The organism is Pelotomaculum terephthalicicum JT (assembly GCF_022410535.1).
GTDB lineage: Bacteria > Bacillota > Desulfotomaculia > Desulfotomaculales > Pelotomaculaceae > Pelotomaculum_D > Pelotomaculum_D terephthalicicum.
In genome coordinates, this window is the sequence record NZ_JAKNBL010000055.1 from 1 (window position 1) to 16,448 (window position 16,448).

Here is a 16,448-nt window from a genome sequence, read left to right on the forward strand (position 1 = left end):
TTTTTTAATTTCCCCATAGAAACTAGCGTCAGCGCTTTCGTCCAATGAAATTATCCAAAGTCAGCTCACGTTTTCGTAGAGCTATTTTTTGTTTTATTGACTTTGGATAATTTACTATTCATTATGTTTTATAAGTGGATTCCCCAAGAAAAGATTGAATAAGCACACTAGAGTAGCACTAACACAACATTTCCGTATTACTGGTATTGCCTCAACATGTTATTGGTATTATGCTTTATGGGTTTCTGTAGTAATGTTTAGTCACCCAGTCGAAGTTAGGTTCGGCAAGCCAGTTAAAGAAATTCTTGCATAGGAACCAGCGGTCCATAGCTACCCACAGACGTTCATCACATGTACTGCGGAGATCCAGGAGCATTTTCCGTGCCAGCTCCAGCTTGGTTTGCTTATCATTCTGATTCTCGGTTTTACGCCAGAATCGCCAGAAAAGTGGGTATTCCAGGCCGTTTTTTAAAACGGCAAAGGTGGAAATCAAGTTCATACACCAAAAATATGATTCCTGGTAGAACTATCCTAACAACCACCACAGGAAGGGAAGTATTCAGCGGGTTATCGCAGCCATGTGAAGGATTTTACCTGATGACTGTAGAATATTTTCATTACAATTCAATTATATCTCTGTAATAAGGAGATTACTATGAAATATGTTGTTTTGTTAGGCGACGGCATGGCTGATGAACAAGTAAACGAACTGGCCGGAAAGACACCATTACAAATTGCCGCCACGCCAAATATGGATTACCTAGCTGCCAACGGTGTAATAGGTATGGCCAGAACAATCCCGGAGGGACTGCCGCCCGGCAGTGATGTCGGCAACCTTTCCATTTTGGGTTACGACCCCCGGAAATACTATAACGGACGCTCGCCACTGGAAGCTGTAAGTATGGGTGTCGACCTGGGGGAAAACGACGTAGCCTTTCGCTGTAATCTGGTTACCTTGTCCGAGCATGGCGAATATGAAGAAAAAACATTGATAGATTATAGCTCTGGCGATATCTCCACACAGGAAGCAAGAGAACTTATCGAAGAAATAGATAAGCGCCTGGGTAACAACATTATTCACTTTTATACCGGCATCGGCTTTAAAAATCTTTTAGTCTGGGAAGGCGGGCCTGAGCGAAGCGATCTTACACCTCCACACGATATACCAGGCCGGCTTATCGCTGAATACCTTCCAAAAGGCGAAGGACATGAAACTATAATCAGCTTGATGAAAGAGAGCAACAAATTTTTACCGATTCATCCTGTAAACTTAAAAAGAATAAAAGAAAGCCACCTGCCCGCTACTTCGATTTGGCTATGGGGGCAGGGAAAAAAACAGGCATTGCCTAGGTTTTTTGACAAATACGGACTTACGGGCTCAGTGATTTCCGCTGTCGATGTGATCAAGGGAATTGGTATTTGCGCCGGCCTGGAAGTGATTGAGGTAGAAGGCGCCACTGGCAACATTCATACAAATTTCCGGGGCAAGGTAATGGCAGCCATGGATGAATTGCGGAAAGGTAAAGATTTCGTCTATATTCATGTTGACGCGCCGGACGAAGCGGTACACCAGGGTGAACTGGCAAACAAAGTTAGAGCAATCGAAGAAGTGGATAAGATGCTGGCTGAGTTGTTAAAAGGGCTTAGTCAATTTAAGGATTATAAAATAATGCTCCTGCCTGACCATCCTACTCTAATGAGAACACGCACTCATTCAAGCAACCCGGTCCCCTTTGTTATATATACAAATGGAATTAATACTAATAACAAAATCACGTCATACAATGAAGAGACCGCGGAACAAAGTGATTTAATTATATCCAAAGGACACGAGCTTATGGATTATTTTATCAAAGCATTTTAACATCCAATGCAAGGGTAAATAGCAAGATTAACCAAGGGCAATCGTCAGATAATTTACTATCCTTCCGCGTAACTCATAGTCTGTTCGATTGGCAAACGTTCGGTCATATCCAATTTAAAAATGCCGTATGGATTCACGTGTAAGTATATTAAGGGAATCAATCCCCGTATTCAGGGCTGCTAAATTAGACTATCTCTACAATACGGTTTAAAAGGGTAAGAAAGTTTTCTACATCTACCGTATGCAATCCGGCCGAGGTTCATCTATCAGATATAAATCCGGAATTATTAAATTTAAACATATTCTTCGCAATAATCAGGTCTATAGCCACTTCAGCTTGAGCCGCCGTCCAGCCGGCTCTCGGACTGCCGGGATATGCTGTTTTTACCGTGCAGGAAATAGTACAAGAAGATCGTGGCGCAGACAAGGACAGCTATACTTACATATAAACCGCGATAACCCAGGGCAGGAACTAAAAATCCTAACATAAAAGGCCCCATGCCAGCTCCTATGTCCGCCATAATAAAAAAGGTAGCGGTCGCCAGCGCCTTGCGATGCCGGGGTGACACTTTAACAGCCAGCGCCTGAGCACTGGAAAAGAAGTTACCATAGCCAAAGCCAACTATAACACCGGCCAATAAAACTGAGTAACCTTGATGAGCCCGGCCAAGGATAATCAGGGCAACCGCAAATAACAAGAGACCAGGATAAATTACAAAATTCTCGCCTTTTTTATCAAACCAGCGGCCGGTAAAGGGTCTGGAAACTAAAATGGCAGCGGCATAGAAAATAAAGAAAAAGCTCCCTGCATCAATTAAGTTAATTTCTTTCGTGTAAGCCGCAATGAAAGACAGAATACTCGAATAACAGAAACACGTCAAAGCTGTAATCACAGCAATGGGTACTGCCTTAGGTTCAATAAAGTCATGAAAATAAAATCCCCTCATGCTTTTGCTTTCGAGTTTCTTATTTGCAAATTCCACTTTTGGAACTTTTAAAGGAAACGCAAAGATAAAGCCGACACCCAGGGTAACAGCACATGCGATCAAATTTAAATTAAAGCTCGCATGCTGATTGAGAAACATTCCAATAAAAGGCCCGACAGCTGCAGCAATAGTCATACTCAGAGCATAATAGCTGGTTCCTTCCCCGCGCCGCTCATTCGGAATAATTTCCGCTGAAATAGTTCCCGTAGCTGTCGAAGCCATGCCGAAAGTGGCCCCGTGGAATACCCGGAGGATTAACAGGAAAGTTATACTATTGACTAAAAAATACAAAAGTGTGGTCATTAAATAAAACGCAAAGCTGAGATAAAGCATTCTTTTCCATCCGAGCCGGTCAATTGAACTTCCGGCATATAAACGTCCCCCAATTGCCCCCAAAATAAAAACGCCTGCGGAAAGGCCGGCTACACTTGGGGAAGCGTTAAATCTGCCCGTTGCATATACCGCTATGATGGTAATCAATAGGTAGTAGGTGAAGTAAACAAAAAAGTTTTCAATCGAAATAATCAAAAAATCCTTAGTCCATAATTTAGGCGCATTCAATTTTTTAACCCTCTTTTAATTACATTTGCAGTTTACTGCTGAACAATCAATTAGTTTTACATTCACCCCACCCGGATAACCAGATACCTCCTATTAAACATAACCTAACTGAATATTTGCCGGCAAAATCAATCGTACCGGCTTTTGCAGTGAAATTCATCGCCCGGCCTACCCTGTTACCAAAATACTTCACCAAAACTGATTTCACAGCCCATTAAAACTACTACTGTCGGCTTAATTTTATGGCGTTGCTTATGCTAGCTCCACGCTCTGCGTATTTAACAATATCCTCCAGCTGGTTCAGGCTCAATTCTCTAAACTGCTCTATGTCGCAATCGCCATAGATGGCTTTAATCTTTTGCAACGCCGGTTCTTTTTCCTGGATCAATTCAGCCTCCGTCGGGCTGAGCAGGGTAACTTTTCCGAAACCCAGATAAAATCGACTAACTTCATCCTTTCACCAGCTCCCTTTCTATCACAAAAATAATTATAACATATCATCGTGGTGTACCTCAGCCGGTAACGGGTAATTGAGGCACGGACCAGCCCGCGGGCAAGTCTAGGCCAAATTACAGGCAAATTAACGTTTCTACCCTCCGCCAGATAGTTTAAGCAAAACCACAGAAACAACCGTCATATAGCGACATTGTTAACACCACCGGCATGATAAGCCAAGTTATATAGTTTTAGCTTTTTCCTTAATAACTGAATTCGTTTTTTCTCTGGCTCTTATTTAGACGTCAATAACTACTTCCACCCCCTCCCGGAGAAGTTATTGTGAAATTGCATAATTTTAGGGGCACAAAAAACAGACGCTTTGTCTCCTAGGGTTCAACTACCCAATCTCGTATATATTCAATAATAAGTTGATCATCAAGAAAAAAGAACATCTTGGATGATGCTCTTTTACTACAAGATTTTAATTTTAAAGGTCAGGGGTACCTACAAATTTGAGCGAAACCACTCAAACAAATTAATTCTGTTTTACCAAAACAGAAGAGGTTATTATCATGTGTCTCAACATACTAGTTTCTGATCAAATTCCATAGCCTTCCAAAGTCACTCCCCCTATGATTATACCGCAGCCAGGGGCAGCTCTGAAACAATTCACTGCAGTGTCCATGGAGGCTTCTTCTTTCTCCTCATGGTTCGATATATAATTACCCAAGGGATACTGAAAATAGTATAATATATTAGTTAACCAGGCTACTGACAGCACCGGCTAACGATGGATGGGATTTTGAATGGAAAAAACCAGGAGAAAGTGGTGGTTTGAAAAAATGGACGTGGAAAGTGGTAAAAAACGGTTGGGGAAAGATTCCCTGGCCCGGTACCTTGGTATTGAATTAACCGATATGGAACCGGGATACGCTCAGGCTGTTATGGAAGTAAAACCGGAATTGCTGAATGGCGTAAATATTACCCACGGTGGCGCGATTTTCAGCCTGGTAGACGTTGTAATCGCCGCGGCGAGTAATGCCCACGGTCCCGTGGCGCTGGCTTTGAATGTAAGCATACATTTTATCAAGGCTACAAAAGAAGGCGTTATTCTCACCGCCACTGCCCGCGAAGACAATCTAACCAGAAAGACTGGAATTTACCGGGTTGAAGTTCGGGATGAACATAATAGTTTGATTGCTTTGGCGGAAGGGTTGGTTTATCGCCCCTCGGTGGACTAGATATTGTTAAAACGGGCCGGCGCAAACGCTCTCCGGAATTGGTGAGCCCGGAGGCGTTTGCGCCGGCCTGCTTTGACAAAAAGCTATTTGGAACCCTTATTTTTTAACTTTTGGTTAACATTATCCTCACAGGTTGTGTCATCGCAACTTTCGCAGGTTGTCTCCGAACTGGTTTCGCTCAGAGCTTCATCTGAAACCCTGTTTTTTTTGGAAAATGGACATTTTGCCATCTTTATTCCCCCTCGTGAGAATTTATTAATGAAATATCCGGGAGCAATTTTTTATACTGTCGGTTAATTCACCTCCTGATTTTATTTTGGCCAATAATAAACCACAAAAAACAAGGGAGATGATGGATCAAAAATAAAAAAATATCATGCGGCGGTACCCCTTCTAAGGTATTAGATATATTATAATTGAGGTGTTTAAATTTGGATCCTTGGGAAGGCAAGCATATCTGGATTTGGGAGCTTGAGCAGTGCGGCGCGCCTCAGGATGTGGTAAATAAGGCCGTGGCTATCGGTCTGGCCGGACTCTTGGTTAAGGGCTGGGACGGTTCCAATTACTGGTCACAAGTGGAATCCATTGTTGAAAAGGCGCATAATGCTGGTTTGATTCTCGGCGCTTGGGGTTATTCCTATGGAGCAAAACCGTCTGGCGAGGCTGAAGCCGCCCAAAGATGCGTTGCCGCCGGTGCTGACTGGCTGGTTATTGATGCGGAAGTTGAATATGAACATTATCCAAGCCGTGCGCAGGCTATTTTAAAAGCATTCAAATCGCTTGGCGTTCCGTTGGGTTACTCCAGCTTTGGGCTACCCAGTTACCACAGTGGTTTCCCGTGGCGAATGTTTTCTGATGCCTGTGCCGTGGCAATCCCGCAAATTTATTGGGACGATTTTGGAATGACCGTTGACAGCGCGCTCTCCAGGTCACTGGCTGATCTGAATGCTTACGGGTTGCCCGTGGCTCCAGCTGGCCAGCTGTATGGAAGTGTGACAAATGACTCTATCGCTAGATTCGCGGACATTTGCCAAAATGCCGGATTGCCGGGGATAAGCTATTGGAGTTGGCAACATGCGGGCGAAGCAAGACTGGCGGCCGTCGGAGCGGCGTATATGAAAAAGGGAGGAATAACGTGAGCGATTGGGCAAAGGCATCGTGGGATAAGGCGGTGTCAAAGGGCATCATGGATGGAACCGAGCCGCAAGGGACCGTAACGCGGGAGATGCTGGCTGTAGTTTTGGACAGATGCGGCCTGCTGGATGCTGTTAAGGTTGCACGGAAGGCAGCAGGCATGCTGGAACCGCAAGATTAACAACAGAGATAATACCCAAGCCCTGCTCCCATGGAGTGGGGCATTCTGCTTTTTACCCGTACATAAAATGTTCATAGAATATAAACAAAAACTACACAATATAAACACAATATAGTAATCATTAAGTGGTAGTATAAAATTAAAAGGTGCACCGGATTTAAAAATATGAAAGAGGGTGTTTATTTGAAATTAAACAAAATGCGTGTTGGAGCTATTCTACTGGCTGTGGTCATCCTTACCGGGGCTATTGCCGGTATGTCCTTCGCCGCTACCGACCAAACGGGCAGCACCACCATCGATGATCTATACCAGAACTTTGTATCAAAACTGGCGACGAATCTTGGTGTAACTCAAGACCAGGTGACGACAGCCTTAGAGGCCACGAAGCAGCAGATGCTCGACGAAGCAGTTCAACAAGGCAAAATAACTCAAGAGCAGGCTGATAAAATTGCCGCCGGTAAAGGTTTTGGCTTAGGTATGTTCGGCATCAATCATGATAAGGGGCAAGGCCGCAACCTTGATAGCATGGCAAGCGCACTTGGCATTACCACAGAGCAACTTAAGACCGAAATACAGGCGGGTAAAAAGATTCAAGATATTGTTACTGAATGCGGCATGACCATGGAGCAATTTAATCAAAAAATGCTTGAATTAAAAAAATCTGAAATTTCTCAGGCGGTCGCAGATGGCGAGATGACCCAGGAGCAAGCCGATAAAATGCTGCAAAGATTAGAACAAGGTTTTAATGGCCAAGCTTTTGGAAACTGCGGTCATGGATGGATGGGTAGTAGTAATGAAAACGATACATCAAATAATAATGAATAATAAGAACTAGCCTCCTTCAGGAGACCAGTTATAAAGAAGTATTGATTTTACAGGAGACGGTGCAGCCGAAAGGCTATGCCGTCTCCCGTCTTTGTCAATCATTATGGATTACTTGATGCTAAATTTACGCTATTATTGCTGATATTCCTTTCAGCTTCCGAATAAAATTGAGATAACCGCCTCTGCGTTGGTGAAAAGTGGCTGCGCCGGAATTTACATAAAACAGGCTAATATATCATACAAATATATTTGTGTTAATTTTGAAGGAGGTGTGCTCAGTACGAATAATAAATATTTTGAGGAAGATAACCCAATAAGCAGTTATCAGCTGACACCTGAACAACTTACTGAAATACACGTCAAGTATGGCTTGCCGGGTGAACTGTCACCAGGTCATAAGGCTAAAAAAAGTAGAAGGCATATGAATATTATGTCGAGATGGGGTAATCAAAAAAATAAGACAACGATCGAATAGGGAGAGGACCGGACAGAACAACGGGCGTAACTACCGACAGAAGCAGCGGAGCCATCGGAGTGGATACCAACCCCCGATGGCTTGGGCGGATACATACAGACCACCAAAAAAAGCGGCCGTTGAAACGCCTGGTTTCCTGGAAGTATCGCAGAAAACAATTATTAGCAACGGGGTAAACCCTTTGTTATAAAAACAGTTTTGTATAACAAAATCTTTTTTGCTTGCAGGAAAATCCCATCACGATGTTTAATCATCCTATACCCTACAAAGAGGAGACTTCATCCATGCCTGATAATAAAGAATTGGTAAATATGCTCCGCGCCGTCATGCAGGAGGAAATGCAGTCCGTCAGGCAAGAAGTCCGAACCATCGTCCAGGAGGAATTGAAGCCTATACGCCGCAGTCAATGATTTAAAGACCATCAACCGTAGGTCACACAAGGAAGTATTTAGTCGACTCAATGCCATTTGGGATGATGTTAAACGCATCGACAGCTGTCTTGATGTTCAAGAGAAAAAGGCGATTCGATAAGTACCCGGCCACAGCGCCGGGTTTTTGCTTTTCCTGGTCCTTTTTCCTAGTGGTTCTCAGGCCGTATATTTTGTTTGTTGCTCCTTCTAAAATGTTTGGCACATTTTCATTAAAAATCCTCCGGATTAAAACCCGGAGGTCTTGATTTTTCTGGCCTCCCAGACAGGATTCGAGCTTGTGACCTACGGATTAGAGTAGTTTCATTAATTCTCTGAAGATATCTTGATATAACATAAAGTCCTGCCGTACCTGAATTTTTATATGGTAAAAATGTTAGCTAGAGCCTGTTGATAGAAACCGATTTTCTCAATTTCGAGATTCGATTTTCTATGTTAAATATATTTAAAAGGTTAAATGCGCTTATAAAAAATCTAAAAGCGACACAATCTGTCGAAAACGCATGTAAATCACCTAAAACAGAATCCATATTAACAATAGATCAAGCATTATTGAGTTAACTAACAAATTAATTACTCTTAATAATACTTTTGAAGAAACTATTATGTGTATTGAAGAACAAACTGGTGAACTAAAATTGTTTTCATAACAAGATTTATTCTCGCTATAATCTTATAAAACAGGAGGTTAAATATGATTCGTTTAATAAACTCTTTTGTTTTATTTCTTTAAAATTACATTAGCTTTTGCAGCAGCTTTTTACAGCAATAAATTGTTCCGAAAGAAAAATTATGCAATTAAAACAAGAAATACAACTTAATAATAGATGTTTAGAAAATCTTGAACAACTTGTTGACATTAATAATAAATATATAAACTGCCAATTATTACAAAATTCAAGTTCTTAATTGTTAATTAAATTATTTTATGCTAAAATAAATTTACGTGAAGAGGAATAGTAATTCTTAGTAATATGATAATGAAAGAAATCCACATTAAACGAACTTTAGTTTTTTTTAATATATAAAAAAGAGGTAATAAACTTATGCGTAAATTGATAAAAGCGTACAAATATTGGTTATGGAAAAGACGCTGGAAAAAACTATTAAAAGAACAAAAATATTTTACCGTTAATAAAATATTAAAATGTTAAAGATGTCCTGGACAGGACATCTTTCTTTTCGTCGTTTGAAAAAAATTACACTATTAATGCAGAAAAGTTAACATTGGGGGGGTTCCTTGACCGTTGGTTGAATGACCCTACTAAAAACAGAGCTTTAAAAACTACAGAAGGATACGAATGTATTATAGAATACCATTTAAAGCCGCATTTAGGAAATATTCTATTAAATAGACTACGTCCTGCTAACTTACAAGAATTTTATGAAAACTGCTGCTTGAAGGCAGGAAAGATACGAGCACCCAAAAGCAGTTAGTGAGAGATTGGGCCATTCAAAGATTGGAATTACAATGGATCTATATACACACGTCATACCGGGTACACAAAAAGCTATAGCTGAAAAAATCGATAGCCTTTTAATCACTGAAAATACCCCGTCTTTATAGAACGGCGGTTCGTTTTCTCAAATTTTTCTCAATTTACTCATAAAAGCTAAATGGCAAGGACTTCTAATTCCGAGATCCTTGCCATTACTAATTTTCTCTGGCCTCCCAGACAGGATTCGAACCTGTGACCTACGGATTAGAAGTCCGTTGCTCTATCCAGCTGAGCTACTGGGAGAAGTTTTTTCTCTGCATATTTAATAATAGTCATTTGCTATCAAAGTGTCAAGTTTTAAGGAGTAGAAGGATCCAACATAAAAAACGGCTTAAGTTTAATATGGGTTGCAATATGGAATTGAGTTTTTTTATGCTATAATATACAGATACAAATTTTTTTGTAGCCGGTTTGCCGGTGGGGGGAGGGAAAGTCTATGTTGCCGGAAAAGTTTGAACGCACGGGACTGACTTTCGACGACGTTTTGATAATTCCATCTGCTTCGGAAGTACTGCCTAATGATGTAAACACCTGCACCAACTTAACCAAGTCAATAAAGCTGAATATTCCTCTCATGAGCGCGGGAATGGATACAGTAACCGAATCCCGTCTGGCAATTGCCATGGCCAGGGAAGGCGGCATTGGAGTTATCCATAAAAACATGTCTGTTGAACGGCAGGCTCTTGAAGTCGACCGGGTTAAGAGATCTGAGCATGGAGTTATTACCAATCCGATTTACCTTGAGCCGGATAATCTTGTCCGGGAGGCGCTGGTACTGATGGAGAGATACCGGATTTCCGGTGTGCCCATCACTGTGAAAGGAAAGCTGGTGGGCATCCTCACCAATCGCGATCTTCGTTTTGAGCAGGATTTTTCTAAATATATTAGTGAAGTAATGACCAGGGACAATCTGATCACTGCCCCGGTAGGGATTACTATGGAACAGGCTAAAAAAATTCTGCAACGTTACAAGGTGGAGAAATTGCCGATTGTGGATGACGACTTCAACTTAAAAGGACTCATAACCATCAAAGACATTGAAAAGTCGCGCCAGTATCCCAACTCAGCCAAAGACAAAGGAGGCAGGCTTTTGGTGGCGGCGGCGGTGGGCGTTGCTTTCGACACGGATGAGCGGGTTGAAGCGTTGGTCAGGTCTAATGTGGACGTAATTGTAATTGATTCGGCGCACGGACATTCACGGAATGTCATGAACACAGTGACAAGAATTAAGGAAAAATACCCTGAGGTTGCCGTAATTGCGGGAAATGTTGCTACTGCGGAAGGCGCTAAAGACGTGATTGAGGCAGGTGCGGACGCTATTAAGGTGGGAATCGGCCCCGGTTCGATTTGTACAACCAGGGTGGTCGCAGGAATAGGTGTGCCGCAGATTACCGCTATCTATGATTGTGCCCAAGTTGCCGCGCGATACGATATACCTGTCATTGCCGATGGAGGTATAAAATATTCGGGAGATATCACAAAAGCTATCGCGGCGGGCGCGGATATGGTTATGCTTGGCAGTCTCTTGGCGGGAACGGAAGAAAGTCCTGGAGATATCGAGATATACCAGGGGCGGAGTTTTAAAGTGTATCGCGGAATGGGTTCATTAGGGGCTATGAAAGGTGGCAGCAAGGACCGCTACTTCCAGGAGTCGACAGCAAACGAAAAGCTTGTGCCCGAGGGAGTGGAAGGCCGGGTGCCGTTTAAAGGTTCGCTTTCCGAAACGGTTTACCAGTTAATCGGCGGGTTGCGGTCGGGTATGGGTTACAGCGGGTGCCGTAATATCCTTGAATTAAAAACAAAAACAAAATTTATGCTTTGCACTACCGCCGGGTTGAAGGAAAGTCACCCGCACGATGTGATGATAACGAAAGAAGCACCCAATTACAGCGTGTAATTTAAACAAAGCCTGTAACCAACTGTCGCATTGGAGTTACAGGCTTTGTTTTTGGCCGACATACTTTTTGCCCCGGTTTTTTATATTTTTAAATCTTGGCGGTTTTCAAACAGCATGTTTTCAAACAAGAGAATATCTTCTTCACTAACATTCCTGCCTATGCGCGCCGTCAGCACGTTGGCGGGGTCTTCCAATATATCGGGATCATCAGTGGCCCGTTTCATTAAACCGACTTTTTTAAAGGCGTTTATCATCATTCTGTGATAAGCCAGCAAACTTAGCCCACTGCCTCTCAAATCCCAGTGCCAGCAAAATTCAATAGCCACGACAATATATTCCTCAACTACCCGATTGGTAAACGCTTTTTGCAAAAGCGCCGTGCTGATTCCCTTTTTGCGCCAGGGAGCACTAACTTCAATGCCGCCAAGCTCCAGAACACGCGGGTGTTTGCTCCACCGGCTGTATTTACTCGGGTAATGGAAAGTCAAGTAGCCGATAATTTCCTGGCCGATTCTAGCAACGTAAATCATTCCTTCAGGTAAAGCCGTGATTTTTAGCAGGGCTTCCTTTTGTCTGTCCGCCGGCCGGAAACTTTTGAGTCCTTCATTCATGTACATTTTTTCAAGATCAGCCGTGTTAACCGGCCCCTCCACTAGCACTTCACCAATATTTATGTTTTGCGAATATGGTTCGAGATTGGCATTGTTCATTAAATCATCTCCTTTAAGATTTGTGGTCAGATTGATTTTGTTTTTTTATTATATCCATATTTTTATAAAAGTCGATATTAGAAAAAAAATTGTTGGATATGGTTGTAATTAATTGGAAATAATATTTAAATTTTCTATGGGAAAAAAAGGTATTTTGAACTTAATGGGTAAATATTTAATTATAAAAGTTTTCATAAGCGAGGTGTAAAGTAATCATTATGGGTGGGCGACTGAATTCACTAACTGATGTTTTAAAAAAAACACTCTTCTTTTTTGAAGCACTTTCGGTAGCTGAGCTAATACCTTATGTTCATCGAAAAATGCTAAAAGATTATTCTTTGCCGCAGGTGGAAGAGAAAGTTAACCTGTGTCTCAGTCAGCACCCGTGTTTTAACGGGGAAAAAGACATCTGGCATTTAAATTTGGAAGGACTGCGGGAGAATGATCAGTTTTATTCCCTTTTACTTAAGCGGGGTCAGCCGTTAAACCTCCGGGATCTTTTGAAAAACGGCAATACGAAAAAAAGAAAAACAAAAAAAATTTTGGCGGAGGAGATTCTATTGATCTCCGACGGAAGATTTATTCAGCTTGATAACGGGTATTGGGGACTTACCGAATGGGAAGTTGAGGCAGGCAATTATTCTCTGAAGCACCTGATCATCAAGGCTATGAAAATGCATCCGGGTGGTTTGTCAACACAGCAGCTATACGAAATAATTAACGCGTGGAGAGCCACGGGCATAAAAATTATTGAAGGAGTGCTGCTAAAGTTTCCATATTTTGAACAGATTGGGGAAGGCGTTTGGAGCTATAATCCGTCTTCTCAAATTATTTATGAAGATTTATTGAAAAAATTTATTGGTTTGGTTGGCAGGCAAAAGCAGAGGTGGCACAGGGACCGGTCCCGCTGGCGGACGAAAATAGATTCTTTGCAGCAAAATCTTCAAGAGGCCATGGCCGGTCAAGCAGAGGTTGCGTCTGCCCTTGCTGAAAAAATGGAGTTGGCCGGTCAACATGATTATATGCTTTCCCAAATGGCGGAAAAGGACCTGTTGCTTTCACTGCGCAAGCGGGAAATAATGCGTTACAGAGAACATTTGAAAAAGTTGGAAAACAAGTCTGACAGTATTTTATACCAGTGCCGTCTTTGGGTTGCGAGAGCCAGGGAGGCGGAAGAAAGTGTGGCAAAAGTGAAGGCTCTGCTGGTTAAAAATCAGAACAGCCTCGAAGGCCTTTTTACCAAGCTGCAGCACTATAAAGAAAAAGACCGTGAAAACAAAGCCAGGCTTGTCGAATTGAAAGAACAGCATACTATTAAAGTAGCTGAATTGCAGACTGAGATCGTGGAATTAAAGCAGAAGATTGAGAGAAAGAGAGCTTCCACGGCGATGGAAGAGCGAAGAATGCTGGAGGAGATAAACGACTTGAGCAATGCTTTGAAAAAAGCGCTCAAAGTAGAAGAAGAACAACAAAGGGCATACTCTATGGTTCAGCAAGAACTGGCGGCGGCCAAAGAAGACCGCAAGAAGCTTGAAAGGCAAATGAGAAGTCCGTTTGTGCGATTGATTATTAAAATAGCATCATATTTTAGCGGACATTCTTAAGATTTCTTCTCATTTTTAACAAGTAACAAGTATAGTATCATACTTATTATTACTGCAATGATGATATAAAACTCAGAACAATCCATACGAAAAAAAATAAAGAAGGGTTTTATTTTTAGTTTGGAGGAGTGAAGAGTGCATGCAGCAGATTCGTTTGTTGGCAATGTGTGAGAACCAGGCGGTGCGCCGGGGCCATCAGCTGAAGCCAGCCTACGGTTAAAAGTCATGTAAGCAGTATTTTGCGCAAGATGGGCTTGAACACCAGAACCCAACTGGTTTTTTGGAGATGCAGAATATAAGTGCAGCTCAAAAGCTGCTGGGAATGAGCGCAGAGAGGGGTATTAAGGCAAACGGCGCAATTGAATCTGCGGTAGAAGCAAGAGCTTCGTTGTGAAATTTTCAATATGAAAATGTTCAGTATGGGGAGGGTTCCAAGTGGGTTTGGTTAGTGTGGGCCTCGTTTTGTTTGCTCTTATTCTGTTTGCAGTGACTTTAGCTCTATCTTTTAGGATCCCGCAAAAATTTAGTTTACATAAAAAATTTGACGGCCCGACACAAGGAGCTTTTGAGGAAAGCAAGCAAAATGTGATTATCCTGAAACTGCCTGACAATGGTAAATATCCTGATAATTGCAACATAGATTTTAAAGTCTCCCTGGTTAACAATAAAAAAAATGAGCAAGATGAGAAAGAAAATGGGATTAGTGAACAGAGGAAAAAATTTTACCGCAGATTGGATGAATACTTTTAGCCGAGAATGCTGCCAGTCATTGATGTTAGCGCAGGAGGAAAGATTATACTAAAGCTTCAATTGATCATGCTGGTTTATCGTTCTTAATTTCATACTAACGGATAATATTCATTCGTGCGTACTTCTGGTAATGTTTATCTGAAAGAATAGAGGCGTTGCTTGCAACAAAAGGAGGTAGCAGGTTGAACAATGCAAATTTTTCGTGCGGGACGGACGAGCAGGTCATAGACATGAGGTTCCTAATCAGGGTATTCAAAAAATACTATATATTGATCACACTGGTTACACTGCTTGCGGTCATCGCCAGCGGTTTTTACTGCTATTATATGCTGAAACCTTTATACAGGGCCAAGACCATCTTGCTGGTGCCCCAAGCTACTGAAACTGTGAACAAGTCCCAGCTAACCGCTCAGAAGGACGACTTGAATTCTATTCTCAATTCCCCTTACCGCACCCCCGTCTTGACCATGAACACTTATGTCGGGATTGTCAAGAGCGAGATTTTGATGCAGAGAGTGATTGAAAAACTGCGTCTGGATGAAATAGGCTGCACACCCCGCTCCCTGGCCGGCCAGATCAACGCCACGGCTGCTAAAGACTCCTGCCTGCTCGAAGTGACCGTCAGCAGCGGCGACCCTGATTTAGCGGTCAGCATAGCCAACACATTGAACCAGGAATTTATGGCCATGATGTCTGAAAAAAATCAGGAATTAATGGATCACTCTGTCGAGTTTCTGCAGAACCAGATGGGAGCAATCAAGAATCAGTTGGCGAACATAAACGAACCAAATGAGCAGAATCGCCTGAACAGTGTCATCACCCTCCTATCCGAGGGGATTGCCAAGACCCAGATTGCCCGTAACATAGATCTGGGTAACCTGGTGCTGGTTTCACCCGCCATGTCTTCCTATCTTATAATGCCCAAGAGGTTTCACATCATAACCGCGGCCTTTATCTTAGGTCTCGTGTTTTCCGCAGGGCTGGCCTTTCTGCTGGAATCTTACGGATAGCAGCAACGTCAAGCGGACATATTCGTGAGTGGCAATGTTAAGTCTTATCAGTCCAATATTCATCTTGAGCATGGTCTGAATGGTGTTAAATGACGGCTGGATATGACTGCACGGCAGCGCAACGTTGAGCTTTGGGCAAGGTGTGAGCGCCATAATCGCAACTTATTTCTTTAACTCACCGGTTCCACGCGTCTTGTTGTCGTTTCGCACTGGGCTTATGCCATCCTGCAGGCGGGAGGAGCCAGGGTGTGGCCCGGCTCCTCCCGCCTGGATGAGTGTTTTAATATTTTAACGGAAGTGTGCTCTTAATGTTCTAATGGATAATATTATCCCCGTTATTGAAAGAATAATTAAGCCAACAGCTGCTATATCAAGAAGAATAGAAACGTCCGTATTGTTTATTTTTCCGGAATGGAGATTCTTGATAAATCTCATCAAGTTATTTTCTTTGTTGGCGCTTCTAACATCGCCTTCTTGTAACGCTGTTTCATCGGCAGGTTTGCCATATTCTTGCGTTTCCCTGCCAAAATTCTCACCTGTTTTTTCAAACTGCATTTGCTGCCCTGCTGACGGCTTGTTTACACCAATGAGCCACGGCTCAATCATTAATAGACCGGTAACAGCTTCTACAAGTATTAGTATGGAAGTAAACAAACCAATCCATAAATGTAGTTGACGACATCTTTTCAACGTTTATCCCTCTTTTTTATTCCGTAAATTACTTTTCAAAACGCAGCGCCTCAATGGGGTCCAGCCCCGCCGCTTTCTTAGCGGGGTAATAGCCGAAGAAAATCCCGATTGCCGCTGAAAAGCCGGTGGAAAGAAGAATGGAAGAGAGCGTGATC

Annotated in this window: 21 protein-coding genes and 1 tRNA gene; 14 read left to right on the forward strand and 8 right to left on the reverse strand. The window is 42.4% G+C overall.

Going from position 1 to position 16,448, the window contains the following annotated elements; translation table 11 throughout:
* Positions 1–235: 235 nt before the first annotated feature.
* On the reverse strand, positions 236–499 hold the full coding sequence (locus tag L9W92_RS17410) for a hypothetical protein (RefSeq protein WP_240085017.1): 264 nt from the start codon (positions 497–499) through the stop codon (positions 236–238).
* A gap of 156 nt (positions 500–655) precedes the next feature.
* Here L9W92_RS17410 and L9W92_RS17415 point away from each other — a divergent pair, with 156 nt between their 5' ends.
* Positions 656–1,864, forward strand: a complete 1,209-nt coding sequence (locus L9W92_RS17415) for a cofactor-independent phosphoglycerate mutase (protein ID WP_240085018.1) — start codon at positions 656–658, stop codon at positions 1,862–1,864.
* 332 nt (positions 1,865–2,196) lie between these two features.
* Here L9W92_RS17415 and L9W92_RS17420 read toward each other — a convergent pair whose 3' ends face one another.
* Both L9W92_RS17420 and L9W92_RS17425 read right to left on the reverse strand, forming a co-directional pair.
* Positions 2,197–3,411, reverse strand: coding sequence for an MFS transporter (locus L9W92_RS17420; protein WP_312038122.1), 1,215 nt, complete (start codon positions 3,409–3,411; stop codon positions 2,197–2,199).
* Positions 3,412–3,634: 223 nt separating this feature from the next.
* On the reverse strand, positions 3,635–3,799 hold the full coding sequence (locus L9W92_RS17425; RefSeq protein WP_240085019.1) for a hypothetical protein: 165 nt from the start codon (positions 3,797–3,799) through the stop codon (positions 3,635–3,637).
* Between the two features lie 856 nt (positions 3,800–4,655).
* On the opposite strand from L9W92_RS17425, the gene L9W92_RS17430 reads away from it, so the two are divergent.
* The 7 genes from L9W92_RS17430 to L9W92_RS19060 all read left to right on the forward strand — a co-directional run bounded on the left by L9W92_RS17430 (position 4,656) and on the right by L9W92_RS19060 (position 8,115).
* Entirely contained in the window at positions 4,656–5,090 is a 435-nt protein-coding gene (locus tag L9W92_RS17430; RefSeq protein WP_240085020.1) for a PaaI family thioesterase, read from the forward strand.
* Positions 5,091–5,162: 72 nt separating this feature from the next.
* Entirely contained in the window at positions 5,163–5,387 is a 225-nt protein-coding gene (locus L9W92_RS17435; RefSeq protein WP_240085021.1) for a hypothetical protein, read from the forward strand.
* A 134-nt stretch (positions 5,388–5,521) separates the two neighbouring features.
* On the forward strand, positions 5,522–6,229 hold the full coding sequence (locus L9W92_RS17440; protein WP_240085022.1) for a hypothetical protein: 708 nt from the start codon (positions 5,522–5,524) through the stop codon (positions 6,227–6,229).
* Entirely contained in the window at positions 6,226–6,405 is a 180-nt protein-coding gene (locus tag L9W92_RS17445; RefSeq protein WP_240085023.1) for a hypothetical protein, read from the forward strand. Before L9W92_RS17440 ends, L9W92_RS17445 begins: the two co-directional genes overlap by 4 nt.
* A 165-nt stretch (positions 6,406–6,570) precedes the next feature.
* Positions 6,571–7,230 carry a DUF2680 domain-containing protein gene (locus L9W92_RS17450; protein ID WP_240085024.1) on the forward strand — a complete coding sequence of 220 codons (660 nt, stop codon included), beginning with the start codon at positions 6,571–6,573 and terminating at the stop codon, positions 7,228–7,230.
* 187 nt (positions 7,231–7,417) lie between these two features.
* Positions 7,418–7,705 carry a hypothetical protein gene (locus L9W92_RS17455; RefSeq protein WP_240085025.1) on the forward strand — a complete coding sequence of 96 codons (288 nt, stop codon included), beginning with the start codon at positions 7,418–7,420 and terminating at the stop codon, positions 7,703–7,705.
* Between the two features lie 284 nt (positions 7,706–7,989).
* On the forward strand, positions 7,990–8,115 hold the full coding sequence (locus L9W92_RS19060; protein ID WP_282442405.1) for a hypothetical protein: 126 nt from the start codon (positions 7,990–7,992) through the stop codon (positions 8,113–8,115).
* A gap of 22 nt (positions 8,116–8,137) precedes the next feature.
* Here the strand turns inward: L9W92_RS19060 and L9W92_RS17460 are convergent, their stop codons facing one another.
* Positions 8,138–8,338: a hypothetical protein gene (locus tag L9W92_RS17460; RefSeq protein ID WP_240085026.1), complete on the reverse strand. Its 201-nt coding sequence runs from the start codon at positions 8,336–8,338 to the stop codon at positions 8,138–8,140.
* A gap of 1,022 nt (positions 8,339–9,360) precedes the next feature.
* Between L9W92_RS17460 and L9W92_RS19465 the strand changes: the two genes are divergently transcribed.
* Positions 9,361–9,570, forward strand: coding sequence for a tyrosine-type recombinase/integrase (locus L9W92_RS19465; RefSeq protein ID WP_376741827.1), 210 nt, complete (start codon positions 9,361–9,363; stop codon positions 9,568–9,570).
* A gap of 228 nt (positions 9,571–9,798) precedes the next feature.
* Here L9W92_RS19465 and L9W92_RS17465 read toward each other — a convergent pair.
* Positions 9,799–9,875 (reverse strand) — tRNA-Arg (locus L9W92_RS17465).
* A gap of 193 nt (positions 9,876–10,068) precedes the next feature.
* Between L9W92_RS17465 and guaB the strand changes: the two genes are divergently transcribed.
* Positions 10,069–11,529, forward strand: coding sequence for an IMP dehydrogenase (guaB, locus tag L9W92_RS17470; RefSeq protein ID WP_240085027.1), 1,461 nt, complete (start codon positions 10,069–10,071; stop codon positions 11,527–11,529).
* Between the two features lie 80 nt (positions 11,530–11,609).
* Here the strand turns inward: guaB and L9W92_RS17475 are convergent, their stop codons facing one another.
* Complete coding sequence (locus tag L9W92_RS17475; protein ID WP_240085028.1) at positions 11,610–12,239, reverse strand: GNAT family N-acetyltransferase; 630 nt, start codon at positions 12,237–12,239, stop codon at positions 11,610–11,612.
* A 218-nt stretch (positions 12,240–12,457) separates the two neighbouring features.
* Here L9W92_RS17475 and L9W92_RS17480 point away from each other — a divergent pair, with 218 nt between their 5' ends.
* From L9W92_RS17480 to L9W92_RS17495, 4 genes are all read left to right on the forward strand, one after another.
* Positions 12,458–13,843 (forward strand): phage-shock protein, encoded by a 1,386-nt coding sequence (locus tag L9W92_RS17480; protein WP_240085029.1) that lies wholly within the window; start codon positions 12,458–12,460, stop codon positions 13,841–13,843.
* 239 nt (positions 13,844–14,082) lie between these two features.
* Positions 14,083–14,142, forward strand: a complete 60-nt coding sequence (locus tag L9W92_RS19470) for a hypothetical protein (protein WP_376741828.1) — start codon at positions 14,083–14,085, stop codon at positions 14,140–14,142.
* 136 nt (positions 14,143–14,278) lie between these two features.
* Positions 14,279–14,593, forward strand: a complete 315-nt coding sequence (locus L9W92_RS17490; RefSeq protein ID WP_240085031.1) for a hypothetical protein — start codon at positions 14,279–14,281, stop codon at positions 14,591–14,593.
* 182 nt (positions 14,594–14,775) lie between these two features.
* Complete coding sequence (locus L9W92_RS17495; RefSeq protein ID WP_240085032.1) at positions 14,776–15,603, forward strand: YveK family protein; 828 nt, start codon at positions 14,776–14,778, stop codon at positions 15,601–15,603.
* A gap of 288 nt (positions 15,604–15,891) precedes the next feature.
* Here the strand turns inward: L9W92_RS17495 and L9W92_RS17500 are convergent, their stop codons facing one another.
* Together L9W92_RS17500 and L9W92_RS17505 are read right to left on the reverse strand one after the other, a co-directional pair.
* Complete coding sequence (locus L9W92_RS17500) at positions 15,892–16,293, reverse strand: PepSY-associated TM helix domain-containing protein (RefSeq protein WP_240085033.1); 402 nt, start codon at positions 16,291–16,293, stop codon at positions 15,892–15,894.
* Between the two features lie 28 nt (positions 16,294–16,321).
* Positions 16,322–16,448: ABC transporter permease (locus L9W92_RS17505; protein WP_376741829.1), on the reverse strand; the 127-nt coding region annotated here is incomplete at its 5' end.